Origin of the sequence: Bacillus sp. FSL R10-2201 (assembly GCF_038008665.1) — a bacterium.
GTDB lineage: Bacteria > Bacillota > Bacilli > Bacillales > Bacillaceae_G > Bacillus_A > Bacillus_A mycoides.
The window spans coordinates 2983732-3003719 of record NZ_JBBOZP010000001.1; the positions used below are offsets into that span (position 1 = coordinate 2983732).

A 19988-nucleotide genomic window follows, 5' to 3' on the forward strand; every position below is an offset into this window, starting at 1 on the left:
TCTCTTCAGTCCTTATTTAAAAGTAAATACAAAAACTCCATTTTGAAAAAAAGCGATCAAAATGGAGTTACTCTTTTTAGCAATATATGAGATTTTATAAAACCATCTACTTAAATCTATTTTCCAAGTATACCATTCAACAATCTGAAATATTCTAATCAGCACAATCACTCATTTAACTAAAAAAATTGGTTAATTGCATAATGCTCTTCTGACTTTCCTTGCAAAAATTAGTGGATCATCAACGTCTTCGATATTAACGTAAATTAAATTTGGATCATCACATAACCACTCATTGTGTATAGACGAAACAATTATTCCTTGTTTAATAATTGTAGCAACAAATTCAGTGACTTCCTTTTGTAAGAGTGCTACCCGCCCTAGACATAATGCCCGTCCAGTTTTATTATCTCGTGATTCGAATGAGAAGGAAGTTGTTACTCTAAAACGTTTCCCCAAGATTGTTGCTTGTATTTCATCTCGATTTATTGTTGCCACGCATTTTCCACCGACGAATCCTTCTTGGCCGCCGATAATTCTTGCAAACTGTTGACAAATTGATTCCTCATTAATCGCCATACCTTCAATCATCCCCCCTTTTACTGTTAGGTTATGAATGAATACATAGGTCTGAAACGGTAATGAATCTATTCTATTACAAAAAAGATAATGGCAATCTAACGAAAACTGTTAGCTCAATTATTCTTGATCATTTGAATTAACTCGGCTATATATGTTAAGACATTTTTAGAGAGCATAAAAAAGACACCCTAAGGTGCCATCCTCCGACTTGAGAATCATATCTATGTATGGAGAAATTTAGAAAAGAGAAACTTCTAACTATAACTTATAGAGCTCTTATACCATGAATTACTTACATACATATTTCCTTATTTACCGGAAGAATAATCCCCGTTATATTACTTTCTGATCAGTCTCGTTAAAGCCATCCCAATAAATCCAGCACCCATCCCTATTAGCCATCCAGCATGAGTATCACCTAATATAGATCCCACTCCTCCGCCAAGAAACATGCAGCCAACGAATACTAATCCTCCAATTCCCCAATTCGGCCGTTCCATAATTCAATCACATCCCTTCAATAAAACATATGCGATTAACTAGCCTAACTTTCTTGCATGAGATAGTTAATTATTTTGCTTAGGTTTAGCACTTTCAGGGAATTCAAAAGATGCGGAAATTGAGCCATTTGAATGGATTGCAGAAGGTGAATTTAATTTTTTTATATTATAATAACTTAACGAAATCTGTTAGCTCAATTATTCTTGATCATATGAATTGTTACCAGAGTTTAAATAGTGCAGAATTTTTTTGTTATAAGGTGTTTTTCCTTTTCAGCTTGATGGGTATGGGGTGCTACTCCATCGCTATTAAGTTAAGAAACACATTCTTTCCCAAATGTTCAGTTAAAAAATGTCTTAGACTGCATTTAGTTGGTATAACTAGATTCCTCTATTCTAGTTTTCTAAATGTAATACTGGAAAAGATTTAACCTTGTCATTGGAGGGCACATATATTCATGACAATTAATTAAAATAAATCCTGCACTATGAAATAAATTTTTAGATAAACCAAAATAACAAGCAAAAAGCCCCTTCAAATTTGAAGGGGCTTTTTAGTATATAGAAATTAGCTTAAATCAAAGATAACATTTCTTGAAAAGGGGGCATTTTTATATTATTCAGGTTTATTGAGGAGCCTTCGTTTGAAGCAACTTTAACCCCATACCAATAAAAATCATTCCAGTTACTTTATTTAGAATCATCCCTACCTTTTGATTTCCTCTTAATTTTTTTGTGACATATGAAGAGAAATAAGCAACAAATAAACACCACAATAATCCAGTGACTGTAAAAGTAATTCCTAAAATGATAAAAGGCATAGGGCCTGAAGCCTTTGTATCTATAAATTGCGGAAGAAACGCAATAAAGAATAAAGAGACTTTTGGATTCGTGAGACTTGTTAAGAGTCCTTGTAAATATATCTTTCTAATGTTCAATTTATTGGATGAGGCTTGGAAAGCTACATTTGTTTTATCAAGTATCATTTTAATCCCTAAATATACAAGATAGATAACACCTATAACCTTAATGGTGTTAAATAGCACAATGGATTTTGTAAGTATAATAGATAAACCAAAAGCAACCAATAATGTATGAACTAAAGAACCAGTAATAATACCAAAAACAGAATACACACCTGCTTTTCTACCTTGTGAAATACTTCTTCCCACAATATACATGGTGTCTGCGCCAGGAATTAGATTTAATAAAATCCCTGTTAGTAAAAACACTTCGTAATTAATAATACCGTACATTCTAGCACCCCTATCTATTTTTTTGGTGCCCTTATTGATATTAAATTAAATAAAAGAAAAAGAAAAGTGTTTTCTATTTATTCAATAAAATTAATGTTTTTTTAATTTACAACCAATAAAACTGATGGAGTGTATCATTCGTATCGCGGACCTAAAACTCACTATTGAATAAGTAAAACCCCAGAAATCCAAAGGTCTCTGGGGCTTCATTATATATTTAGCTCTTTTTGTTTTTTGTTTTGTTTATGTCTATGCAGCAATTTTCGACTTATGAGAGAAATCAGTAATAAGATCAGTATTAGTACGAAAAGTTGCATAAATGATAAATCAAAATATTTGGCACCTGTAACTATTAAAAGTGTAGAAATCGTACCTTTTACAATGAAAAAAATAATAATCCATAATCCGCCTTTTTTCCAGTTCATTTTTATTTTACCCTTTCCTACGCTTAAATTCTTAAATGGGACACCTTAATAGAAATCTATTATATTAATAAAAAAGTAAACTTTTTCACAAAAATCATGTCCAATTACATGCGACGATTTCATAATAAATGAAAATGATATTCAGTGTCAATTTTATTGACTATTTGAATATCTATTTATCATCTCAATCTCTTTCTACTTCGTTTCTTATAGGCAATGAACTCTTGTTTTCAAACAAAAACACCTCCATTGAATTTGCACACTAAATATGCGAATTCAAGAGGTGTTTTTCATGTACCATCAGATAAGATTTCCTGCTTTATTTATTTCTTGATACGTAGCTATTTTCTAGTACACAATAACTGGATCATTAGTGTTCAAACTATCATATACAGTTTTTGCAACATTAGGAAGAAGGTTTACACACCCGCCTGATCCCCCTGTTAAATAAGCATTATTTGCCCAGTCTTTTCGCCAGCCTGCATCATGGAATCCTTGGCCGCTATTTGTGAATGGAACCCAGTAATCTACCTTAACTGCATAATCAGCTTTACCTACTGCGCTGCCTTTGAGCGTGTATGGTGTTCGTTTATATAAGACGTACCACACACCTGGTGATGTATCTTCACTCGTGCTATGTTTACCAGTTACTACATTTGTTGTGACGACTAATTTCCCATCTTTATAAATCCAAATTTGTTGATCTGCAATTGAAACTTCCGCATACGTGTCTCCGATGCCATTATTCGATGTTGTTTCATAACCGATACCTTCCTTCTCCCAACCATTTCCATGGATATTAGAAGCAGATAGCGATTTTTCACCCTTTTCAAAAGCTTGTTGAACTTGTTTTGTTTCTTTTTCAACATCTAGTGCCCAGCCGTAGCCTTGTCCTTTTACTGATATGACCGAACCGGAATGGGTTTTAAAGCTGAAATTTTTATTTAATGTTGATTTAGCATTATTAATTTCAGCAATCTTATTTTTAATGTCGCTCGCATCGATTGTAACTTTCATATCCTTTGACATAGAGGCATTCTGAATTAAATCTTTCGCTTTTAAAGGATACACTTCATTCTGCACTTTATACTCAACAGACTGCCCAAGAAGATTCTGTAGTGCTTTCTCCTCTTTTTTGACAATCGGATCGTCTTCTTTAATAGGCTGTATGTATGTAGACTTCAGATGAATTTCACTTTTATACTTCTGCTTGTCGTAATCTTTCAGTAGACTAGTAACGTCATACTGTTTTCCATCAACGCTCTTCGAAATAACAACTTTTCCTTGTTCAAGCTTCGCCATAGCATCTTGAGGCGCTTTTAATTTTTCATTCATAGAGATGAGCTTTTCTTCTACAAGTTTTTTCATCGTTTCACTACGATACTGATCCGCCTTTTCCGGTAGCACTGAATATTTTTTTTCCTTTGAGGAAGGGAAAAATGTCCACTGGCTTTTTAATAGTTTCTTAACTTGAGGCAAATCTTTTTCCGTAAGTTCCGTTTTTGTATCTTTTTCATCTAAAATTTGTTGTTGATCAACATAGACTTTGTTTTCTAGTCCAGATGTTTTTAATTTCTGTATTGCCTGATCAGCGTTCAGACCACCGACTTTTGTGTCATTAATCGTAACATTTGAATTGAAGTGAGTTGTCTGATAATAACTCATTCCTCCAATGAGAAGTACAATTACACCAACACCCGCTGCAATAAGCTTCCAATTTGTAAAACGTTTGCTTGATCTTACTCGTTTTCTCTCAACTTCTTCAACTGATTCATTTATTGGATTATTGTTCATCAATCTTTCCCCCGTATACATTAACGTCAATCGATTTTAAACTAAAACCATTGACTAGTGTACCTTATTTTTCCTAAAATTTCATTATTTTTAAAAAGATTTTATCGCATTTAATTAATTAAATTCGGGTTTTTCAATAGTACGATACATTGAATAACCCTTTACAAGTAATAAACTGAAACTTTAATCAACTGTTACACCAAGGGATTTAGCTAAATCTCTTGTGAAAGCTTTTTCTCTTTACGTAAAATACGAAGTATGTTCTCCATTTTTATGAACATCACCCCTAATTTTGCCAAAAACTTTTACATTATTAGTTTATATAATTCTGTTATTAATGTTAATTTTTTTTACATTTCAAAAAAATAAACGATAATCCTTCTACATCTTAGATAGAAAGAATACCGTTTTTTCGTTTAGAGTATTTGTATATACTTCCAAATATTAAGACGCTAGCATGGATGATGCCCCCAGGTATGAGAATCTAAAGTATTTGAATAAGAAACTTTACTCCGTTCGTTATAGTTATTTACATCATAATATAATTATATATATTTCTATCTTAAGGACTGAAAATAGCTATTTAAAAATATAGTTGCTAATTTTATTTCAATCTTCCTTGCACCCAAGTAGCAATATCATTTATAACATACTCAGGGATATTAGCAGGACTATAATATTCATCCGATTTACTTAATTCTCCATCTTCTTCTGTAAAGAAGTGATTTAACTTTGGATATAGTCGATAATCAACGTTATCTCGCTCTTTTAATTGTTCTTTCCAAAAGGGAATTTCAATTTTTGAAGGAACTCGATAGTCTCTTTCTCCTTGAAGAATAAGAAGCGGTGTTTTTTGTTCTTTTGACATTTCTGCTGCTTTAATTTTACGGATTGAATCCCAATATACTGGTGGTCCTAAAGAAAAATCCTTTGGAGGATTCTGACTAGAGAAATTAGGATCCTTTAATAATTCAAATTGCGATTTGTAAAATTTATATTCTTCTGGTTTCATTTCTCCAATAGAAAGACGATACTCAAATTGATCTAAAACATTGTCTATGAATGCCTTGGCCGCCCCTCCCATCACAATTGCCCCAGCAATATTTTGATTTTGATTTTTTTCAATTATCCTCGGAATCATCATTCCACCTTGACTATGACCAAGAATATAAATTTGATTCTTATCTATCATAGGTTCATTTTGAAGAAAATGAGTCACCAAAAGAGCATCATCTGTTGTCTCTTTATCAACTGTATAAAAAGGACTAAGTTCTGTTTTCAATCCATGTTCATAGGTTCGTTTATTATAGCGAAGGACAGCAATTCCTTTCGAAGCAAGACCTTCAGCTAGATCGCGAAATGGTTTTAAAGCATACGTTGCTGAATCCTGATCGACTGCTCCAGCTCCATGAACAAGAATAACCGCTGGAAAAGGGCCCTTTCCCTTTGGAACAGATAATGTTCCTGGTAATGGAAATGCACCACTTCCAACTACTACTTCTTTATCAATAAATGATTCAGGTTTACTATATGATGGCCGATCTGCAACAGGACTAAACGACATACTGAGTTGAAAATCATCTATTTTTCCAGATGGATCTAGTTTTATTAGTAAAGGTACAGTAATTTGTTCAAAAACTAATTTAATCTCTACATTTGTATGAACAGAATTTGTCTCTTTTTGTGTAACCTCTCCAATTTCTATAAAAGAACCTTTTTGTAATTGCGTAGGAAGTTCCTCCCAATAGTTCTTCAGCCATTTTTCGGATATTATTTTCTGTAATGATCGAGAAGTTAAACCAAATGCAGATTTATAATCTTCAGCATGCATAGAACGGATAAATGAAAGAGTAGTAGATATAACAGGATTTTCATCTTCAATATTGTCTATTTTTTTTATATTTGTGTTTGTTTCCTTTAATGTCGATTTAAATGGGTGGCTGAAGGGGGTATTATATGTATTTGGATATAAACTTGTTTTCAACACGTCCTTATTCCGTCCCTCGAACAAGTTTGAATAATCCTCGAAATTTTTAGGTGAAATTACTTCCTCCGCATATGAAACCGAAGGAATAGTTATCGCACAAATTGCACTGACAAGTAATAACTTACTCCCTATTCTTTTTTTCGTGCTCATATTTATTAATTCTCCCTTCACAATTAAAATTTTTAATACAGCATGCCTAGTACTATAAGGAAATAGAAATTTTCAAGGTAATTAATAATTTACTTTACGATCCCCCCTAACAGGTTAAAAAGCTATTATAAACAAACTTTAATATAAAATGCCTTCTCCCTCTTTTTCCACATGTATGTTAACTCTAGAAATTACTTCTTTTCTTTAAAACACTCTTTTTACTGGTTTGTTTTTCATATATAAGTCGTACCTGTTTCCCCCTTCGCGCTACTTTATATTTTTATCATATACAATGAAAATCTCTTTTTCCTTACCTATTCCTTACAAATCCCTTACATCCAGAATCGCTTTTATAATAGTGCTGTAGGAACCTCTGTGCCCGAAAGCGCAAAAAAAGAAACACCGATGTTATTTGCTTTGGTGCTTCTTTTTCTCGCTTTAAATTTTGATTATTTTTCTTGCTATGTAACACAAATTACATCGTGCTGTCTGGAACACTCCTAACGTTGTTAAAATCACTTGTTTCAATAGTAAAATTTATACTAGAGGGTACTCATATCCAACAGTTTAAGAAAAAGAAACGCCTCAAAACAAAAAATGAGCTGACTTCTCAAAATAACTAAATGTAGAGACAGAAAATTTTCATTTAAGGGTGACTTCAAAACCATTAACTTAAGAAACGGATATTCTCCAGAACGAAAAATAAGAAGGATTCTTTCAAAATACTAGCTTGATGTACATTAATTGGCACCATAATATGATTGAATTAAACTCATTACAAACAGCTAAGAAAGTGATTGCTGGAATAGAAGTTATGCTTATAATCAAAAAAGGACAAACTCCCCAAGGGGAAAAGTTTGTCCAATACCATAATCGCTCTGGTTTAATAATATTTAATTCAGTTCCGCTAGGAATTTTTCATTCTTTTTTCATATCCCACTATTTTTGCATCAGAACTAACAATAGTAAATTAGAATAACGACTTAATACTCGCTAGGACAGTAAGGATACCTATAACAATAACAAATACATTGCTCATCTTCCCTCTATATTTAGCTAGTACAGGCACTTTACGAATTGCATACATTGGTAATAGACATAAGATAGCAGCAACTAACGGACCGCTAAGGGCATCAATGATTCCAAGAATACTTGGATTTGTATAAGCAACAAACCAGCATGACAATACAACAAAAGTAAGGACGATTGTCTTAATTGTTTTTTCTTCAATAACTTTCCCACGTGATTTACCGAACTTAATAATCATGTCACGCATTACTTCAAATGCTCCGATATAATGGCCAAGGAAAGATTTTGTAATAGCCACAAAAGCAATGATAGGAGCCGCAATAGTGATTACTGGTGAATTAAGCTCATTAGCAAGATATGATAGGATTGACAAGTTCTGTTCTTTTGCCACCTTAAGATCATCTGGAGTCAAACTTAAAGTACTGCTCCAAACAAAGAACATAACAACAGCGAATGTCATGATATAACAAACTTTTTGTATTTGAGCACACTTGGCATCAGTAGCATCTATTCCATACGTAGCTCTCTGTTTCATAACGAATGACGAAATCATAGGAGAATGATTAAACGAGAATACTATGATTGGTAGTATCATCCATATTGTTCCAAAATATCCCGTTCCAGTTGAAGCAGTAGAAACACTTGAAAAACTTAGCATTGACGTATTCCACTGTGGAATTAAAGATATTGCGATAAAAAGTAGAGAAACAATGAAAGGATATACTAGCATGCTCATTATCTTTACAGTAATATCTTGACCAAAATTTAGTATAGCGATAAGACCGAGTACTAATACAAGCGATAAAATGGCCCTTGGAGGCTCCTGCATGTGCAATTGATGCACGATAAAACTACTTGCAGTATTTGTAAGTGCAACCGAATACATCAGCACGATCGTATAAATTGAGACGAAATATACTATGTTAAAAATGATACTTGCCTTATTTCCGAAATACTCTCTTATAGTACCCGTAATCCCCTCATCAGCAGAATTAGAAGCGTATATCATTTTAGCAAGCGCCCTATGTGAGTAATACATAACTGGATATGCAAGTATGGTAATTAACAGTAATGATAATAAACCACCTGAACCTGCATTAATAGGTAAGAAGAGTACTCCTGCTCCAATTGCTGTTCCAAAAAGACTCAATGCCCAGGTAGTATCCTGTTTATGCCACTTTTTAGGGTCTGGATATTTCTCATTTTTTACTGCAGTATTATCAGCTTGAAATTCTATGTTTTTTGCAGTATTCCCATTCATATAATAATTCCTCCTAGTTTCCTATTCTTACTTCTCTATTTAAGGCATCGGAATATAGACCGTTCTTGAAAAATGAATTGCTTATAAAGTGCGCCACATCGTATATCCTTCTTCTAAGTTAATCAAAATCAAAAAATTAGCGAAGCATCAATCTGACGGGGGCGTTACAACTTGCAAAATATTCCAATTGTATAGTAGTATATTTTATTAGTAATTCCCCCAATATACAGACATCCTTAGGCGAACAATAGAGAATAGATTGTTAACTATTTCACAATATACCCGATGATTGTTCATTGATTTGATTGTTTCTCTCCAAAGATTTTATTTTTAATGGCAATCCCTGTAGGTGTTGCTGCAATTCCACCTAAACCTGTCTCTCTTAATTCGCGAGGCATCTGTCTTCCAACTCTATACATCGCTTCAATAACTTCGTCAGCATTGATGATATTGTTTACGCCGGCTAATGCGATGTCCGCTGCTGCTAAAGCATTTGCCGTTCCAATGGCGTTTCTCTTTACACAAGGAATTTCTACCAAACCAGCGACCGGATCACAAACTAAACCGAGTAAATTTTGTAATGCAATCGAAAAAGCTACAGAAGATTGCTGTGGCGTTCCACCTGCAGCTTCTACCGCAGCTGCAGCCGCCATCGCTGAGGCACTGCCTACTTCAGCTTGACATCCTCCGTACGCTCCTGAAATACAAGCGTTGTTTGCGACTATCGTTCCAAATAACGCTGAAGTAAATAGAAAATGAATCATATCTTCATGACTTAACTGCAACGTATCTTTAATACTAAATAGGACTCCCGGAATCGTCCCACTCGCACCTGCTGTTGGAGTTGCACAAATAGCTCCTAATGCAGCATTTACTTCATTAACACCGATAGCACTTTGGATCCCTAACACCATCAAATCTCCAGAAAGGGTTTTCCTATTTTCTCGATAGTTTTTAATTTTAACAGCATCACCTCCGGTTAAACCAGTTGGAGAAAATACACCGTCGCCCTCGATACTTTTATTTATAGCATTTTGCATAGTCGCTAAATTTCGTTCCATTTTACTCCAAACTTCTTCATAAGTAGATTTAGTTTGTTCAATTTCCTGTTCAATTGCTAATTCATAAATTGTCTTTTGGCTTTTATTAGCTGCATCCACAATTTCTTTTATGGCCATATACATATTTTTTCACTCCCTAATGTAACTAAAGAATAATGAGCTTAGCTATATTGCTTAAATTTCCTAATTCCTCCTGGAGATTACCAGGCAATAGCGAATCCAATGCGAATGCATATAAATATTTCCTATTTCCTTCTAAACTATGAAAGTTATTAATTTCTACATCATATTGTTTAAAGATCCTGCGTAAAACAAATTCAAAGTCAGCTCTTTCGGAAATTGCAATAATGACTGGCAATGGCCCCTGCAGATCTAAACTAAATCCGTCAATTTCAACATGTTTGATTTCAATTAATCCACCGCCGACAGAAATACCCATCGTTCTAATACTTCGACTTTCATCCTCTAAATATACATCTGCCGTATTTGGATGATCAGCAGGACTATCACCCGCTTTTTCAATAAAGGTAATGTCGATTCCTTTAGATTCTGCTATTTTAATAGCATCTGGCACTTCGCTGTCATCGGCTGCAAATCCTAGTATCCCAGCAATAATCGCAAAATCAGTTCCATGTCCTTTATGGGTTTCAGCAAATGATTCATAATACCTTACCACGACTTTTTTTGGAAGACCTTGAAATAATTTATTGGCTACTGTTCCAATAGCCAAAGCACCTGCAGTATGTGAACTTGAAGGACCTATCATTATGGGCCCAATCACATCAAAACAACTTTTGTATTTAACAACCTTTTTTTCTTTAATAGATGCTACATTCATGTTCATATAAGCACCCCCATAATTTATTATTTTTAATTGCAGTTGAATCTAAGTTACTAAAATGACTGATTCAAAACAAGACCTTATTGAAGGCGCTTTCATTCTCGTGTCAAATACACTTTTCCTTTTGATCACATACCTTTCTTAGAGTAATCATGTCAGTATGTCCAAATTTAAAAGGTTATTTACAATGTCATTAGGATTTTTGCAAAAAAACTAGGTTTGATACTTTCTCTAGAGGTAATAAATTCTTTCTCGACGCCCTCATTATAGCTTGTATATTTATGAGTACAATATTTTTTTATTTTTAGAAAAATTGAATAAACAGAATCTTGAATGGGTAATAGATTACACTTAGCATGTAGCAATTGTGTCCTTTGTTTGAAGCTGTATTAGTTAGTAGAAAAGCAAAAATAACACAGAGTTCCTTTCATTAACACATTGATTATATTGGAAAATCATTATAATGATACTTATATTATCCTTTGTTGAAACATTTAATTTTGGACATGAAAGCTGTTGCAATAAATGATTAATATAGATAGCAAGTAATAAATTAATGAACTATAAAATCATTTTTGAATATTAATCATTAATTTTGCATTAACATTCATTTTTCGGAAAAAAGGAACTTCTTTTTTTATAACCTTAATTTAAAGTAATATTTTGGTGATATCCAACAATTTACACCATCCCCTTTACAGTTATGGAAACCCTAATTAGATTTAAAAAGAGAGAAGAGCTCATCGATGCTCCTCTCTCTTTTTTATTTACTTAAGATTACTATTCAAATTGCTTATTGCATCTTTAAGCTGACTTTTAAATTATAAACTTTAATTTCCATACTTCTTTACAAGCCGATAAATGAAAAAAGTATATGTTCCTTCAAAATTAAGTTATAAAAGAGTTATGTTTTCCTGTAACATATTATTCATCCTTCTATTCACAGACAGTACGCTTCCACACTAAATAAAATCTCTCCGTAAACGTCCAATAGCTCTAAAATATACAAATATTGAAGAATATGAAAAAAACACTCTTATGAGTGCCCTTCTTAGCAACTAAGTCCGCTGCAACTATTATCATTACCCCGATGAATTTTGCCTGTAAGAGGAAATTTTAAGTTCATATTTAATTATTAAAATAAACCGCACCAAAGTTTTCATTAAATCTTTTACACCAAACAGAAACCGAACCATATTCACTTACATCTATCCCTTCAGGAATTTCGTAGTTTTGGTCTCCTTTATTTCCCTTTAATTTTCCTAATTCAATATACTGATAGTTTTTCACGTCTTCATTATTTTTCAAACGATTTGTAGGAACTAATACAACTCGTACATCTGGCCCATTAGATGTTGCAAAATCAGAAAGTCGTAAAACACGTTTTCCATCCGCTAATTGGTAAATTTTTGCCGTTCCAGTTGTTTCATGGACACCGTTTTGAAACTGACCTTCCCTTATTACTCGATCACTTTGTTGCCTTACTTCAGTTGATTGTATCTCTGCTTGTGGCAATGATTCATTTACGTGCTTATCAATAAATAATTTCTCTGGTCGGAACAATGACCATAAAATCCCCAATACAATTATCAAACCACCTATAAGCCATACATATTTTCTTTTCATAAAGTAAAAAACCTCCTGTAACATACTGTGTAGTAGTATGTTAACAAGAAGGTCTTTCATTTTTCTAACGTAAATGTTACAAAAGTCTTTCAGCCGTCTTATTTTTTTACTGATGTGATGGGAAGAGTGAACCAAAATTCACTTCCCTGCTTACCATCTGCGCGATTCCTTACACCAATTTCCCCTTTGTGCATTTCAATCAATGATTTTGCAATAGCTAATCCAAGTCCGGAACCTCCAGATTGTGAACTTCTTGATCGATCTGTTCTAAAAAAACGTTCAAATACGCGTAATTGATCATTTGGAGAAATTCCCATTCCTTCATCCCGCAAAGTGAATTGGACCTGTTGAGTTGGTTTATTTTCCACTACAGTCAATTCAATTGTTCCAGAGATAGGAGAATATCGAATTGCATTATGTAATAAATTACCTATGACCCTTTCTATTTTACAAGGCATAATCAAAAGTCGAGGTAATGTATCAGGGACATCCAATTGCACATGGATTTGTTTGTCTCCTAATAAGACAGAATGTGACTCTAATACATCTAATAGAACTTTATCTAAATGTGTGAAACTTGGGTGAAAATCTACTTGCTCAAACTCTAACTTTGAAAGATCAAATAAGTCGTTAATTAATCCATTTAATCTTTCTATTTCTTTTAAAACCGTTGCTAAGTATTGCTTTTTCATTTCAGGATCTTCAATCAGGTTATCTTGTAATGCTTCTATCATCATTTGCATGCTAGTCATAGGTGTTCGTAAGTCGTGTGAGATATTGGTAATTAGCTCCTTACGAGAGTTTTCCTGTTCCTCTAACTTAGTAAACCCTTCTTCTAATTTTTTTGCCATCTGTTGAAAGGCTGTTGCCAATTCTTTAAACTCACGTGGTTCTTGCCCAATTATATACATCGTTTCAAAGTGTCTATCACTAAATTGTTTCGTCAATTTTATTAAATTTTGTATAGATCTCATGATAGGACGTGTCATTAACCAATAAATAAACGTTGAAATAATGAATGCCACAAATGCAATTACTGTTAATAACCGCGTTTGTTCCGGTTCAAGTAACATTTTCGTATCACTATACCATATAGCAATTACCATAATACTAGTACTTAATAGATTCATGAGTAACAATTGAATACGTAATCTCATGTTTCATTTCCTCCATTTGGCTCAAAGCGATATCCTATACCCCAAACCGTATGAATCCAACGATTCTTTATCGTATGCTTCTCGAGCTTTTCACGTAAACGACTCACTAACACGGTAACTGTGTTTGATGCTCCTTCATGTCCAAAATCCCAAATTAATTCAAGAAGCTGCGAGCGAGAAAATACTTGTTTTGGATGCTTTGCCATGAGATAAAGTACCTCAAACTCTTTCACCGTTAACTCCACTTCCTTATTACAAACAAGTACATATCTTGTCTTTGGATATATTTTTAAATCTGGAAACTCTATCACTTCCAATAAGGATTCTTTCGCTTGTATTTGTACATGGCTTCCTCTTCTTAGTATAATTTGAACCCTTAATACTAATTCACGAGGGGAAAATGGCTTTGTTAAATAATCATCTGCCCCCATTGTTAAGCCTAAAATTCGATCCCTTTCCTCTCCCTTAGCAGTTAACATAATAATAGGGACATTTGATTGTTGACGAATTTCCTCGCATAATTCCCATCCATCTTTTTTTGGCATCATCAAATCTAATATAATTAAATCTGGTTGATGTGTAAGAAATAAATCCCAACCTTCTTTACCATTTACAGCGGTATAAACTTCATATTCTTCTCTTTCTAAATACCGTTTGCATACTTCTCGAATATTTTCTTCATCTTCTACGATTAAAATTCTTTTCTTCATATACTATCCTCACTTCTTTTTCACCAATAACAAAAAATTTATTTTTTCTATTATCCAATAAAAATATCTTTATAGGTAAAGATATAAAAACTAATCACATAAATAAATCAGAATTCCACATTTCACCCTCGAAACGAATGAAAATTCGGAAAATAAATCATGTAATACAGATAGTAATCTTAACATTTGATTACTTATATGACTAGATAAGTATTTAAAATAGTAGTTTCTAAATTATATAAATTAAAAGGAATGAGTCCGATTCACCATCGAGCTCATTCCTTATTAGTAACCTAAATTATTGTATCTAACTTTTCGGATTCAATTCATTTCCAGTTCTCTTTCCAAACTTAGCAACAGAACTGTTACCTATTACTGAACTCTTGATAGATTCCATGCTATAGTATCAGTCCCATTCTCTCCATTACCATATTTCATATAATCGATTAAATATCCTACCTTTAACTTATTACCATTAGATAGTATGTTCCATTGCTTATGGTGTCCAGTGAAATTCTTTGGATATGCATGATTAAATTTAAAAGTACTTGCGTTCTGTTTTTGATCTAAATGGATATAACTATCTTGAAGTTTTAAATATGCATAATCTGAATAAATAGGATTTTGAAATTTAATTAATACCTCTTCATCCTTTTTAATTGGTTTTCCAGGTTTAGGTTGACCTACTCTTTCAATAATTACATTCACTTTTTCATCGCTAGATTTTTCAGCCCAAAGATACTCCCATTTATTCCCTGCATGATGACTTCCCAAATAAGCTGTATTTCCATATGAAGCCACGGTATAAGGAACTCCTTCTGTAACAAATTCACCTGAATTATCTACTACATAATCTTCAAATTCTTTATTAGCTTTAATTTCAGTATCAATCTTTTGTGTAGGCGTTAGATTGTGTGCGTCATTGATTTCAAATGTAACTTTTCTGTGCGCAGCAATTTCAGATTTAATAGGGTGTATATTTTCTCTAGACTCATATGTAAATCCATTTTCACGTTTAACCAGTGTTACTGTTTGTGACGGAGCATTCCATTTCTTACTATAAGTAGTAGGAATATCTTTACTCACTCCAAATAAACCAGGTAAAATTGTTGCCCTAATCTTTTGCGTCACAGAATCATAACTACCTTCTACTAATGTTGGTTGCTGTAGCTTTGCAAAAGCTCCGTGTACAGAGTCTTTATGTAAATAACCGCGATCTCCCTGTCCCGCTTTTAAATCGTTCAATGCATCAGTTCCATTATTAGCTGAAACCACTGATACGTTATTAGTACTTTTAGCCTTGTTTACAATATGATTTACTTTTTTCGTATCTATATTTACCTGTTGAAAAACTTCGTTATAGGATAAAACTGGCTTATCAGCAAGAGATTTGTCTTTAGGAGTATATACCCTAAACTTTGGTATATTTCCTATATCTGTTTCTAATTGTTCAGTAGCTGCATTTACTCTAGACTCATATCTCCCTGAATCCCCCAAATGCATAATTTCTTCACCTTTTTCAATAGATAAATCCATTGTACTTGTAGGTAAAACTTCAATCGAAAGAAGTTCCCCTTGTTCAACAGCTTTCAATTCATCCAAAGATAAGACAATATTCGCATCTGCTTGTCCTTCTAAACTGTCAATTACTACTTCTGTTTTATTCCGTCCACCTTTTTCTGTACTTAAATAGTTTGCTTTATAACGATCTTGTGTTGCCTTTACAGTATTAATAATTTTGTTTCCTAAACGAATATTAAAATGAGGCGAAACATTTTCAGCGGATGCTGTTCCTACATTCTTATATTCCAAATGTACCCGTAATTTTGCTGCGTTCGCTGTATCCACAGTTGTTGCAGTAGACCAATCAAAATTATTTGTATAACTCTCCGTTTCCGTAGTTGTTTTTGAATATCCGTATCCCACATTTGCTGAAACACTTCCGGAAGGAACAGGACCGGCTGCTGAGCCTTCTGCACCACCTGAACCACTTAAACCTACATTAAATGAATGTTGTGTAGATACACTTTTTTCCCATCCTCTACTAACTGATCCACCATTATTATCCGTAATGGTTGCAATAGGAATTACTTCAATTCGTTTGACACCAATTTGCAAATTCGGCATGTTGGCAACTATCGGATTGAAATTAGTATCAGAATCGTTGTTATAATTCTCAACCTCATACATATCAGTAAAAGGATCACCATCCGTATTTGCATTCATAGGATTCGATATAAATTTTGGTTTCCCTTTATCCTTCTCGGGATCCCATGCTTTCGCTTCATTTTTTCCAGTTTGTGAATTGAATTCAATTTTATATCCATTAATCTCTAAGTCGTTGGAAATACCATCTTTATCCCAATCGTTGTTTGCCATTTCAATGTTTTGTGTAATGAGTGAACCTATTTCCCCATCAGATCCGAGCGTGAAATTCTTATCTTCTTTTTTTACATTTGCATTCTCTTTGAATATTTCAACTGTACCTCCTGGATTCGGTTGTTTTACATCTGCTAAAGCAGGAGATGCTAAAGTCAGTGCCATCGATACACTACCTAATACACTAATTGCTGGCTTCAATTGTTTCATTGTTATTTTTCCTCCTTGGTTTCTAGGTCCATTAGAACACCTACTAGTAAGATTAATTTCATCATATATAACAAATCTTTCTTTTCTCTCTCATAACTGTTAAAAAAGTCTCTCGTAAATATTACAAAACACTTACAGAGTTTTTAAAAGCCATAAAATCTATATGAAACATCAAAAAGCCGTAATATGAAGAATCGATTACAATATATACAAAAAAGCAGCTAGCCAAAGCTAACTGCTCACTAACTTATAAAATTTCAGTAAAAGAATGTATTAATTTTGAAGTGTGCAAATTGGGAGAGTGACTTCAACTATAGTCCCCTTATTCACATCACTCTCAATAAATACCTTCCCCTGGTGTGTTTCAATAATTTTATAACAGACCATTAATCCTAAGCCGATTCCCTCTTCCTTAATACTGTAAAAAGGTTCTCCTAAATATGGTATACGTTCTTTTGGAATCCCACATCCTTGATCGATAAAGCGAATCCTTATTTGATTATTATCAAGTTTATCAAATTGAATCAAAATTTCTCCTCCTGTTGGCATGGATTCAATTGCATTTTTTAAAATATTAACAAATACTTGTTTTAATTGATTTCCTTCGCATGGAATCAATGGAATATCAGGTGTAAAATCGATTCTAATTTGTATATTATTCATCATTGCTTGAGGTTGCAGTAGCGTCAAAACTTGATCCATTAGCACACCAATATCATTAGGTTGTATCTTTACCACCTGTGGTTTGGCTACCGCCATAAATTCATTAGTAATACTTTCTATACGCTCAATCTCTGATGATACTATATTTATATAACCCCGATTATTCTCAGTTTCCGTTGATTTTAGTAATTGCATAAACCCTTTCATTGCGGTTAATGGATTATTAATTTCATGAGCCATTGCAGTCGCTAATTGTCCTACGACAGCAAGTTTTTCAGATTTCCGTAGTAATTCTTCTGTTTTTAGCCGTTCAGTGATATCACGAGAAATACTTAGGAAAACTTTTTTACCATTTAAGTTAAAAACACGGACACTAAACTCAGTTGTTATTATTTTTCCTGTTGGAAAAACATATTCATCTTGCAAAGTGAAGGAAGTTTGTCCCTCTCTAATTCTTTTTAACAACCTTACAATCATTTTAGAATCTTGTGGTACTACATTTGGAAATGGTAACGAGAGCAGCTCTTCTCTACTATATCCAAATCTTTTACAACCAACAGGGTTTACCTCAATGAATCGACTTGGAACATGATTTTCATTCAGCTCTACTACATATACTGCATCAGTTGCTTGTTCGATTAGTGCACGGTACTTCATTTCACTATCTTTTAATTGTTGGTGTAATCGATGTCGTTCTCTTTCTGCTTGTTTTCTTTCAGAGATGTCTCTACATATTGCAGATAAAGCTAACACATTTCCTCTTACGTCTAGTATAGGAGAAACTGTCAGACTGACATCAAGAAGACTTCCATCGTTACGTCGTCTAACAGTTTCTAATCTAGTAACTACGGATTCTTTCGTTAGAATTTTCTGAATATTTCCAAGTGATTCTTCCATTAAGAAATCTGGTACACAGGGTAATCTCTTACCTATGATTTCTTGTAATGACCATCCAAATATCTTTTCATAAGCTTTATTTGCTTGTAAAATATGCCCTTCTCGATCAGAAATGGTAATAGCATCTACATTATGCTTTATAAATGATTCTAGTAATTCTTTGGTAGCTCTTAATTCTGATTCTACCTTTTTCCTTTCGGTTATATCGACTATAGAACCAACAACTTCCATAACTTGTCCATTTCGTTTAATCGGCCTAAGTGCAATAAGAATAATCGTTTTATCATCTGGCCAGGGTAATTCGAATATATTTTCTTTCCCTTCCCATGCCTGAAGATAATACTTCATCAATTGTGGAACTAAATGTGGTGGAACAATAGAAGCATCAATAGTCCGTAAGCTTTTCCCTACCACCTGTTCAGAATAAAATCCTTTTTGATAATAAAACTGTCCATCACATAAAGTGTGTATAAAGTGCTTACCCACTTTTTTAAATTTAAAAATCCCTCCTTGAAGCTCATGTACGGTATCTGTGAGTTCTTGCTTGGATTTTTTTAATTCCCGATTCATTTTAGATAAGTCCTGTGTTAAATAATATAATCTCTGGTAGGCTTCCATAAGAAATAGCCCAATTAAAAGCCCTAAAGCTATATATAATAAGCCTCCAGTGTAAAGTAACTTAGTATTAAAGAATACACCAACTAACCACTTGATTCCAACAAAAACAGAAAAATATAAAGATGCACTTTTAAAAGGATGAAGGTTTTTAAAATATGTTTTAAAAGTAACAAATAGGATACCCAAACCTAAATAAGCAATCACAGGAGGTTCCCAGTAACCTCCAATGTAAAAGATACGCATGATAATAATGCTAATTAATGTAATCCAACCAGCAATGCGACCAAAGTAAATAAAAGATAAAATAAGAGGAACAACTCGAAGATCGTAGGAAAATCCCATGTATGGAAAAGAAAAGAGCATCAAAGTAACTGCAATAATCCCTCCATAGAATTTTTCGAAATATCGCCTGGAATGAATCAAAAACACTTGAATAAATATCGCTGCGCTAACTAATAAAGAAAAAATAGAAAGATTGATGAAATAGTCTTTAATAATCATGTAATGTCCCTCCTTGCATTAAAGATATATTCGACAAAAAAACAGAAAATCCTACAAATAGTACAAACAGTTCAGGTGTAAAAAATATAATTCCCTACATGACAGTACATGTAAATAGTATCATATTGATTCAAATCGAAAACCAGGGAATCTTCCATTTGAACCTTCAAACACCCCAAAAATAAGGTGTTTATTCCCTCTTTTTATTTAAATGTTATGTACAAAAAAACGTAGGAATATTTAATTCCTATGTTTTTTATAAATTAATCAATTCCTTCACTATTACAATTCTTCAAATTCCTCAATTTCGGCTTTTCGCTTTAAAAATATTGCAATATCTT

14 protein-coding genes and 1 pseudogene are annotated in these 19988 nt (G+C 33.2%); 1 reads left to right on the plus strand and 14 read right to left on the minus strand.

The genetic code is table 11. The features are described 5' to 3' along the window. Positions 1-192: 192 nt before the first annotated feature. The 6 genes from NSQ69_RS15470 to NSQ69_RS15495 form a co-directional block, all read right to left on the minus strand. On the minus strand, positions 193-591 hold the full coding sequence (locus NSQ69_RS15470; protein WP_078203553.1) for a DUF1259 domain-containing protein: 399 nt from the start codon (positions 589-591) through the stop codon (positions 193-195). 329 nt (positions 592-920) lie between these two features. Then, a complete protein-coding gene (locus NSQ69_RS15475; protein ID WP_000441003.1) occupies positions 921-1082 on the minus strand; it encodes a hypothetical protein in 162 nt (53 codons plus the stop codon). A 626-nt stretch (positions 1083-1708) separates the two neighbouring features. Further along, positions 1709-2338 carry a LysE family translocator gene (locus NSQ69_RS15480; protein ID WP_000274249.1) on the minus strand — a complete coding sequence of 210 codons (630 nt, stop codon included), beginning with the start codon at positions 2336-2338 and terminating at the stop codon, positions 1709-1711. A gap of 209 nt (positions 2339-2547) precedes the next feature. Beyond that, on the minus strand, positions 2548-2763 hold the full coding sequence (locus NSQ69_RS15485; protein WP_002017170.1) for a hypothetical protein: 216 nt from the start codon (positions 2761-2763) through the stop codon (positions 2548-2550). Between the two features lie 348 nt (positions 2764-3111). Further along, positions 3112-4557 carry a L,D-transpeptidase family protein gene (locus tag NSQ69_RS15490; RefSeq protein ID WP_002128059.1) on the minus strand — a complete coding sequence of 482 codons (1446 nt, stop codon included), beginning with the start codon at positions 4555-4557 and terminating at the stop codon, positions 3112-3114. Between the two features lie 604 nt (positions 4558-5161). Next, positions 5162-6694, minus strand: coding sequence for an alpha/beta hydrolase (locus NSQ69_RS15495; protein ID WP_078203554.1), 1533 nt, complete (start codon positions 6692-6694; stop codon positions 5162-5164). Between the two features lie 754 nt (positions 6695-7448). Between NSQ69_RS15495 and NSQ69_RS15500 the strand changes: the two are divergent. Next, positions 7449-7559: pseudogene (locus NSQ69_RS15500) on the plus strand (IS6 family transposase); the annotation flags it as partial. A gap of 105 nt (positions 7560-7664) precedes the next feature. Here NSQ69_RS15500 and NSQ69_RS15505 read toward each other — a convergent pair. The 8 genes from NSQ69_RS15505 to NSQ69_RS15540 form a co-directional block, all read right to left on the minus strand. Further along, the gene (locus tag NSQ69_RS15505; protein WP_341099461.1) at positions 7665-8984 is read right to left on the minus strand and encodes an aromatic amino acid transport family protein; all 1320 of its coding nucleotides are present in this window, start codon (positions 8982-8984) and stop codon (positions 7665-7667) included. A gap of 293 nt (positions 8985-9277) precedes the next feature. After that, positions 9278-10168 (minus strand): L-serine ammonia-lyase, iron-sulfur-dependent, subunit alpha, encoded by an 891-nt coding sequence (gene sdaAA / locus NSQ69_RS15510; protein WP_002128063.1) that lies wholly within the window; start codon positions 10166-10168, stop codon positions 9278-9280. Between the two features lie 22 nt (positions 10169-10190). Continuing rightward, on the minus strand, positions 10191-10889 hold the full coding sequence (gene sdaAB, locus NSQ69_RS15515) for an L-serine ammonia-lyase, iron-sulfur-dependent subunit beta (RefSeq protein ID WP_002128064.1): 699 nt from the start codon (positions 10887-10889) through the stop codon (positions 10191-10193). A gap of 1125 nt (positions 10890-12014) precedes the next feature. Then, a complete protein-coding gene (locus NSQ69_RS15520) occupies positions 12015-12512 on the minus strand; it encodes a DM13 domain-containing protein (protein ID WP_002017161.1) in 498 nt (165 codons plus the stop codon). 98 nt (positions 12513-12610) lie between these two features. Beyond that, complete coding sequence (locus tag NSQ69_RS15525) at positions 12611-13669, minus strand: sensor histidine kinase (protein ID WP_002128066.1); 1059 nt, start codon at positions 13667-13669, stop codon at positions 12611-12613. Further along, complete coding sequence (locus NSQ69_RS15530; RefSeq protein WP_002017159.1) at positions 13666-14379, minus strand: response regulator transcription factor; 714 nt, start codon at positions 14377-14379, stop codon at positions 13666-13668. The genes NSQ69_RS15525 and NSQ69_RS15530 overlap by 4 nt, the downstream gene beginning before the upstream one ends. 372 nt (positions 14380-14751) lie before the next feature. Then, positions 14752-16968 carry a binary toxin-like calcium binding domain-containing protein gene (locus NSQ69_RS15535; protein WP_002168047.1) on the minus strand — a complete coding sequence of 739 codons (2217 nt, stop codon included), beginning with the start codon at positions 16966-16968 and terminating at the stop codon, positions 14752-14754. Between the two features lie 273 nt (positions 16969-17241). Then, positions 17242-19647, minus strand: coding sequence for a PAS domain S-box protein (locus NSQ69_RS15540; RefSeq protein ID WP_078178957.1), 2406 nt, complete (start codon positions 19645-19647; stop codon positions 17242-17244). Between the last annotated feature and the right edge of the window lie 341 nt (positions 19648-19988).

What these genes read in the sequence shown, in the direction of transcription:
- NSQ69_RS15490 (WP_002128059.1), bottom strand. Translation starts at nt 4,557, where the DNA reads ATGAACAATAATCCAATAAATGAATCAGTTGAAGAAGTTGAGAGAAAA.
- NSQ69_RS15520 (WP_002017161.1), bottom strand. Translation starts at nt 12,512, where the DNA reads ATGAAAAGAAAATATGTATGGCTTATAGGTGGTTTGATAATTGTATTG.
- NSQ69_RS15540 (WP_078178957.1), bottom strand. Translation starts at nt 19,647, where the DNA reads ATGATTATTAAAGACTATTTCATCAATCTTTCTATTTTTTCTTTATTA.
- NSQ69_RS15470 (WP_078203553.1), bottom strand. Translation starts at nt 591, where the DNA reads ATGATTGAAGGTATGGCGATTAATGAGGAATCAATTTGTCAACAGTTT.
- NSQ69_RS15530 (WP_002017159.1), bottom strand. Translation starts at nt 14,379, where the DNA reads ATGAAGAAAAGAATTTTAATCGTAGAAGATGAAGAAAATATTCGAGAA.
- NSQ69_RS15485 (WP_002017170.1), bottom strand. Translation starts at nt 2,763, where the DNA reads ATGAACTGGAAAAAAGGCGGATTATGGATTATTATTTTTTTCATTGTA.
- NSQ69_RS15535 (WP_002168047.1), bottom strand. Translation starts at nt 16,968, where the DNA reads ATGAAACAATTGAAGCCAGCAATTAGTGTATTAGGTAGTGTATCGATG.
- NSQ69_RS15505 (WP_341099461.1), bottom strand. Translation starts at nt 8,984, where the DNA reads ATGAATGGGAATACTGCAAAAAACATAGAATTTCAAGCTGATAATACT.
- NSQ69_RS15495 (WP_078203554.1), bottom strand. Translation starts at nt 6,694, where the DNA reads ATGAGCACGAAAAAAAGAATAGGGAGTAAGTTATTACTTGTCAGTGCA.
- sdaAB (WP_002128064.1), bottom strand. Translation starts at nt 10,889, where the DNA reads ATGAACATGAATGTAGCATCTATTAAAGAAAAAAAGGTTGTTAAATAC.
- NSQ69_RS15480 (WP_000274249.1), bottom strand. Translation starts at nt 2,338, where the DNA reads ATGTACGGTATTATTAATTACGAAGTGTTTTTACTAACAGGGATTTTA.
- NSQ69_RS15525 (WP_002128066.1), bottom strand. Translation starts at nt 13,669, where the DNA reads ATGAGATTACGTATTCAATTGTTACTCATGAATCTATTAAGTACTAGT.
- sdaAA (WP_002128063.1), bottom strand. Translation starts at nt 10,168, where the DNA reads ATGTATATGGCCATAAAAGAAATTGTGGATGCAGCTAATAAAAGCCAA.
- NSQ69_RS15475 (WP_000441003.1), bottom strand. Translation starts at nt 1,082, where the DNA reads ATGGAACGGCCGAATTGGGGAATTGGAGGATTAGTATTCGTTGGCTGC.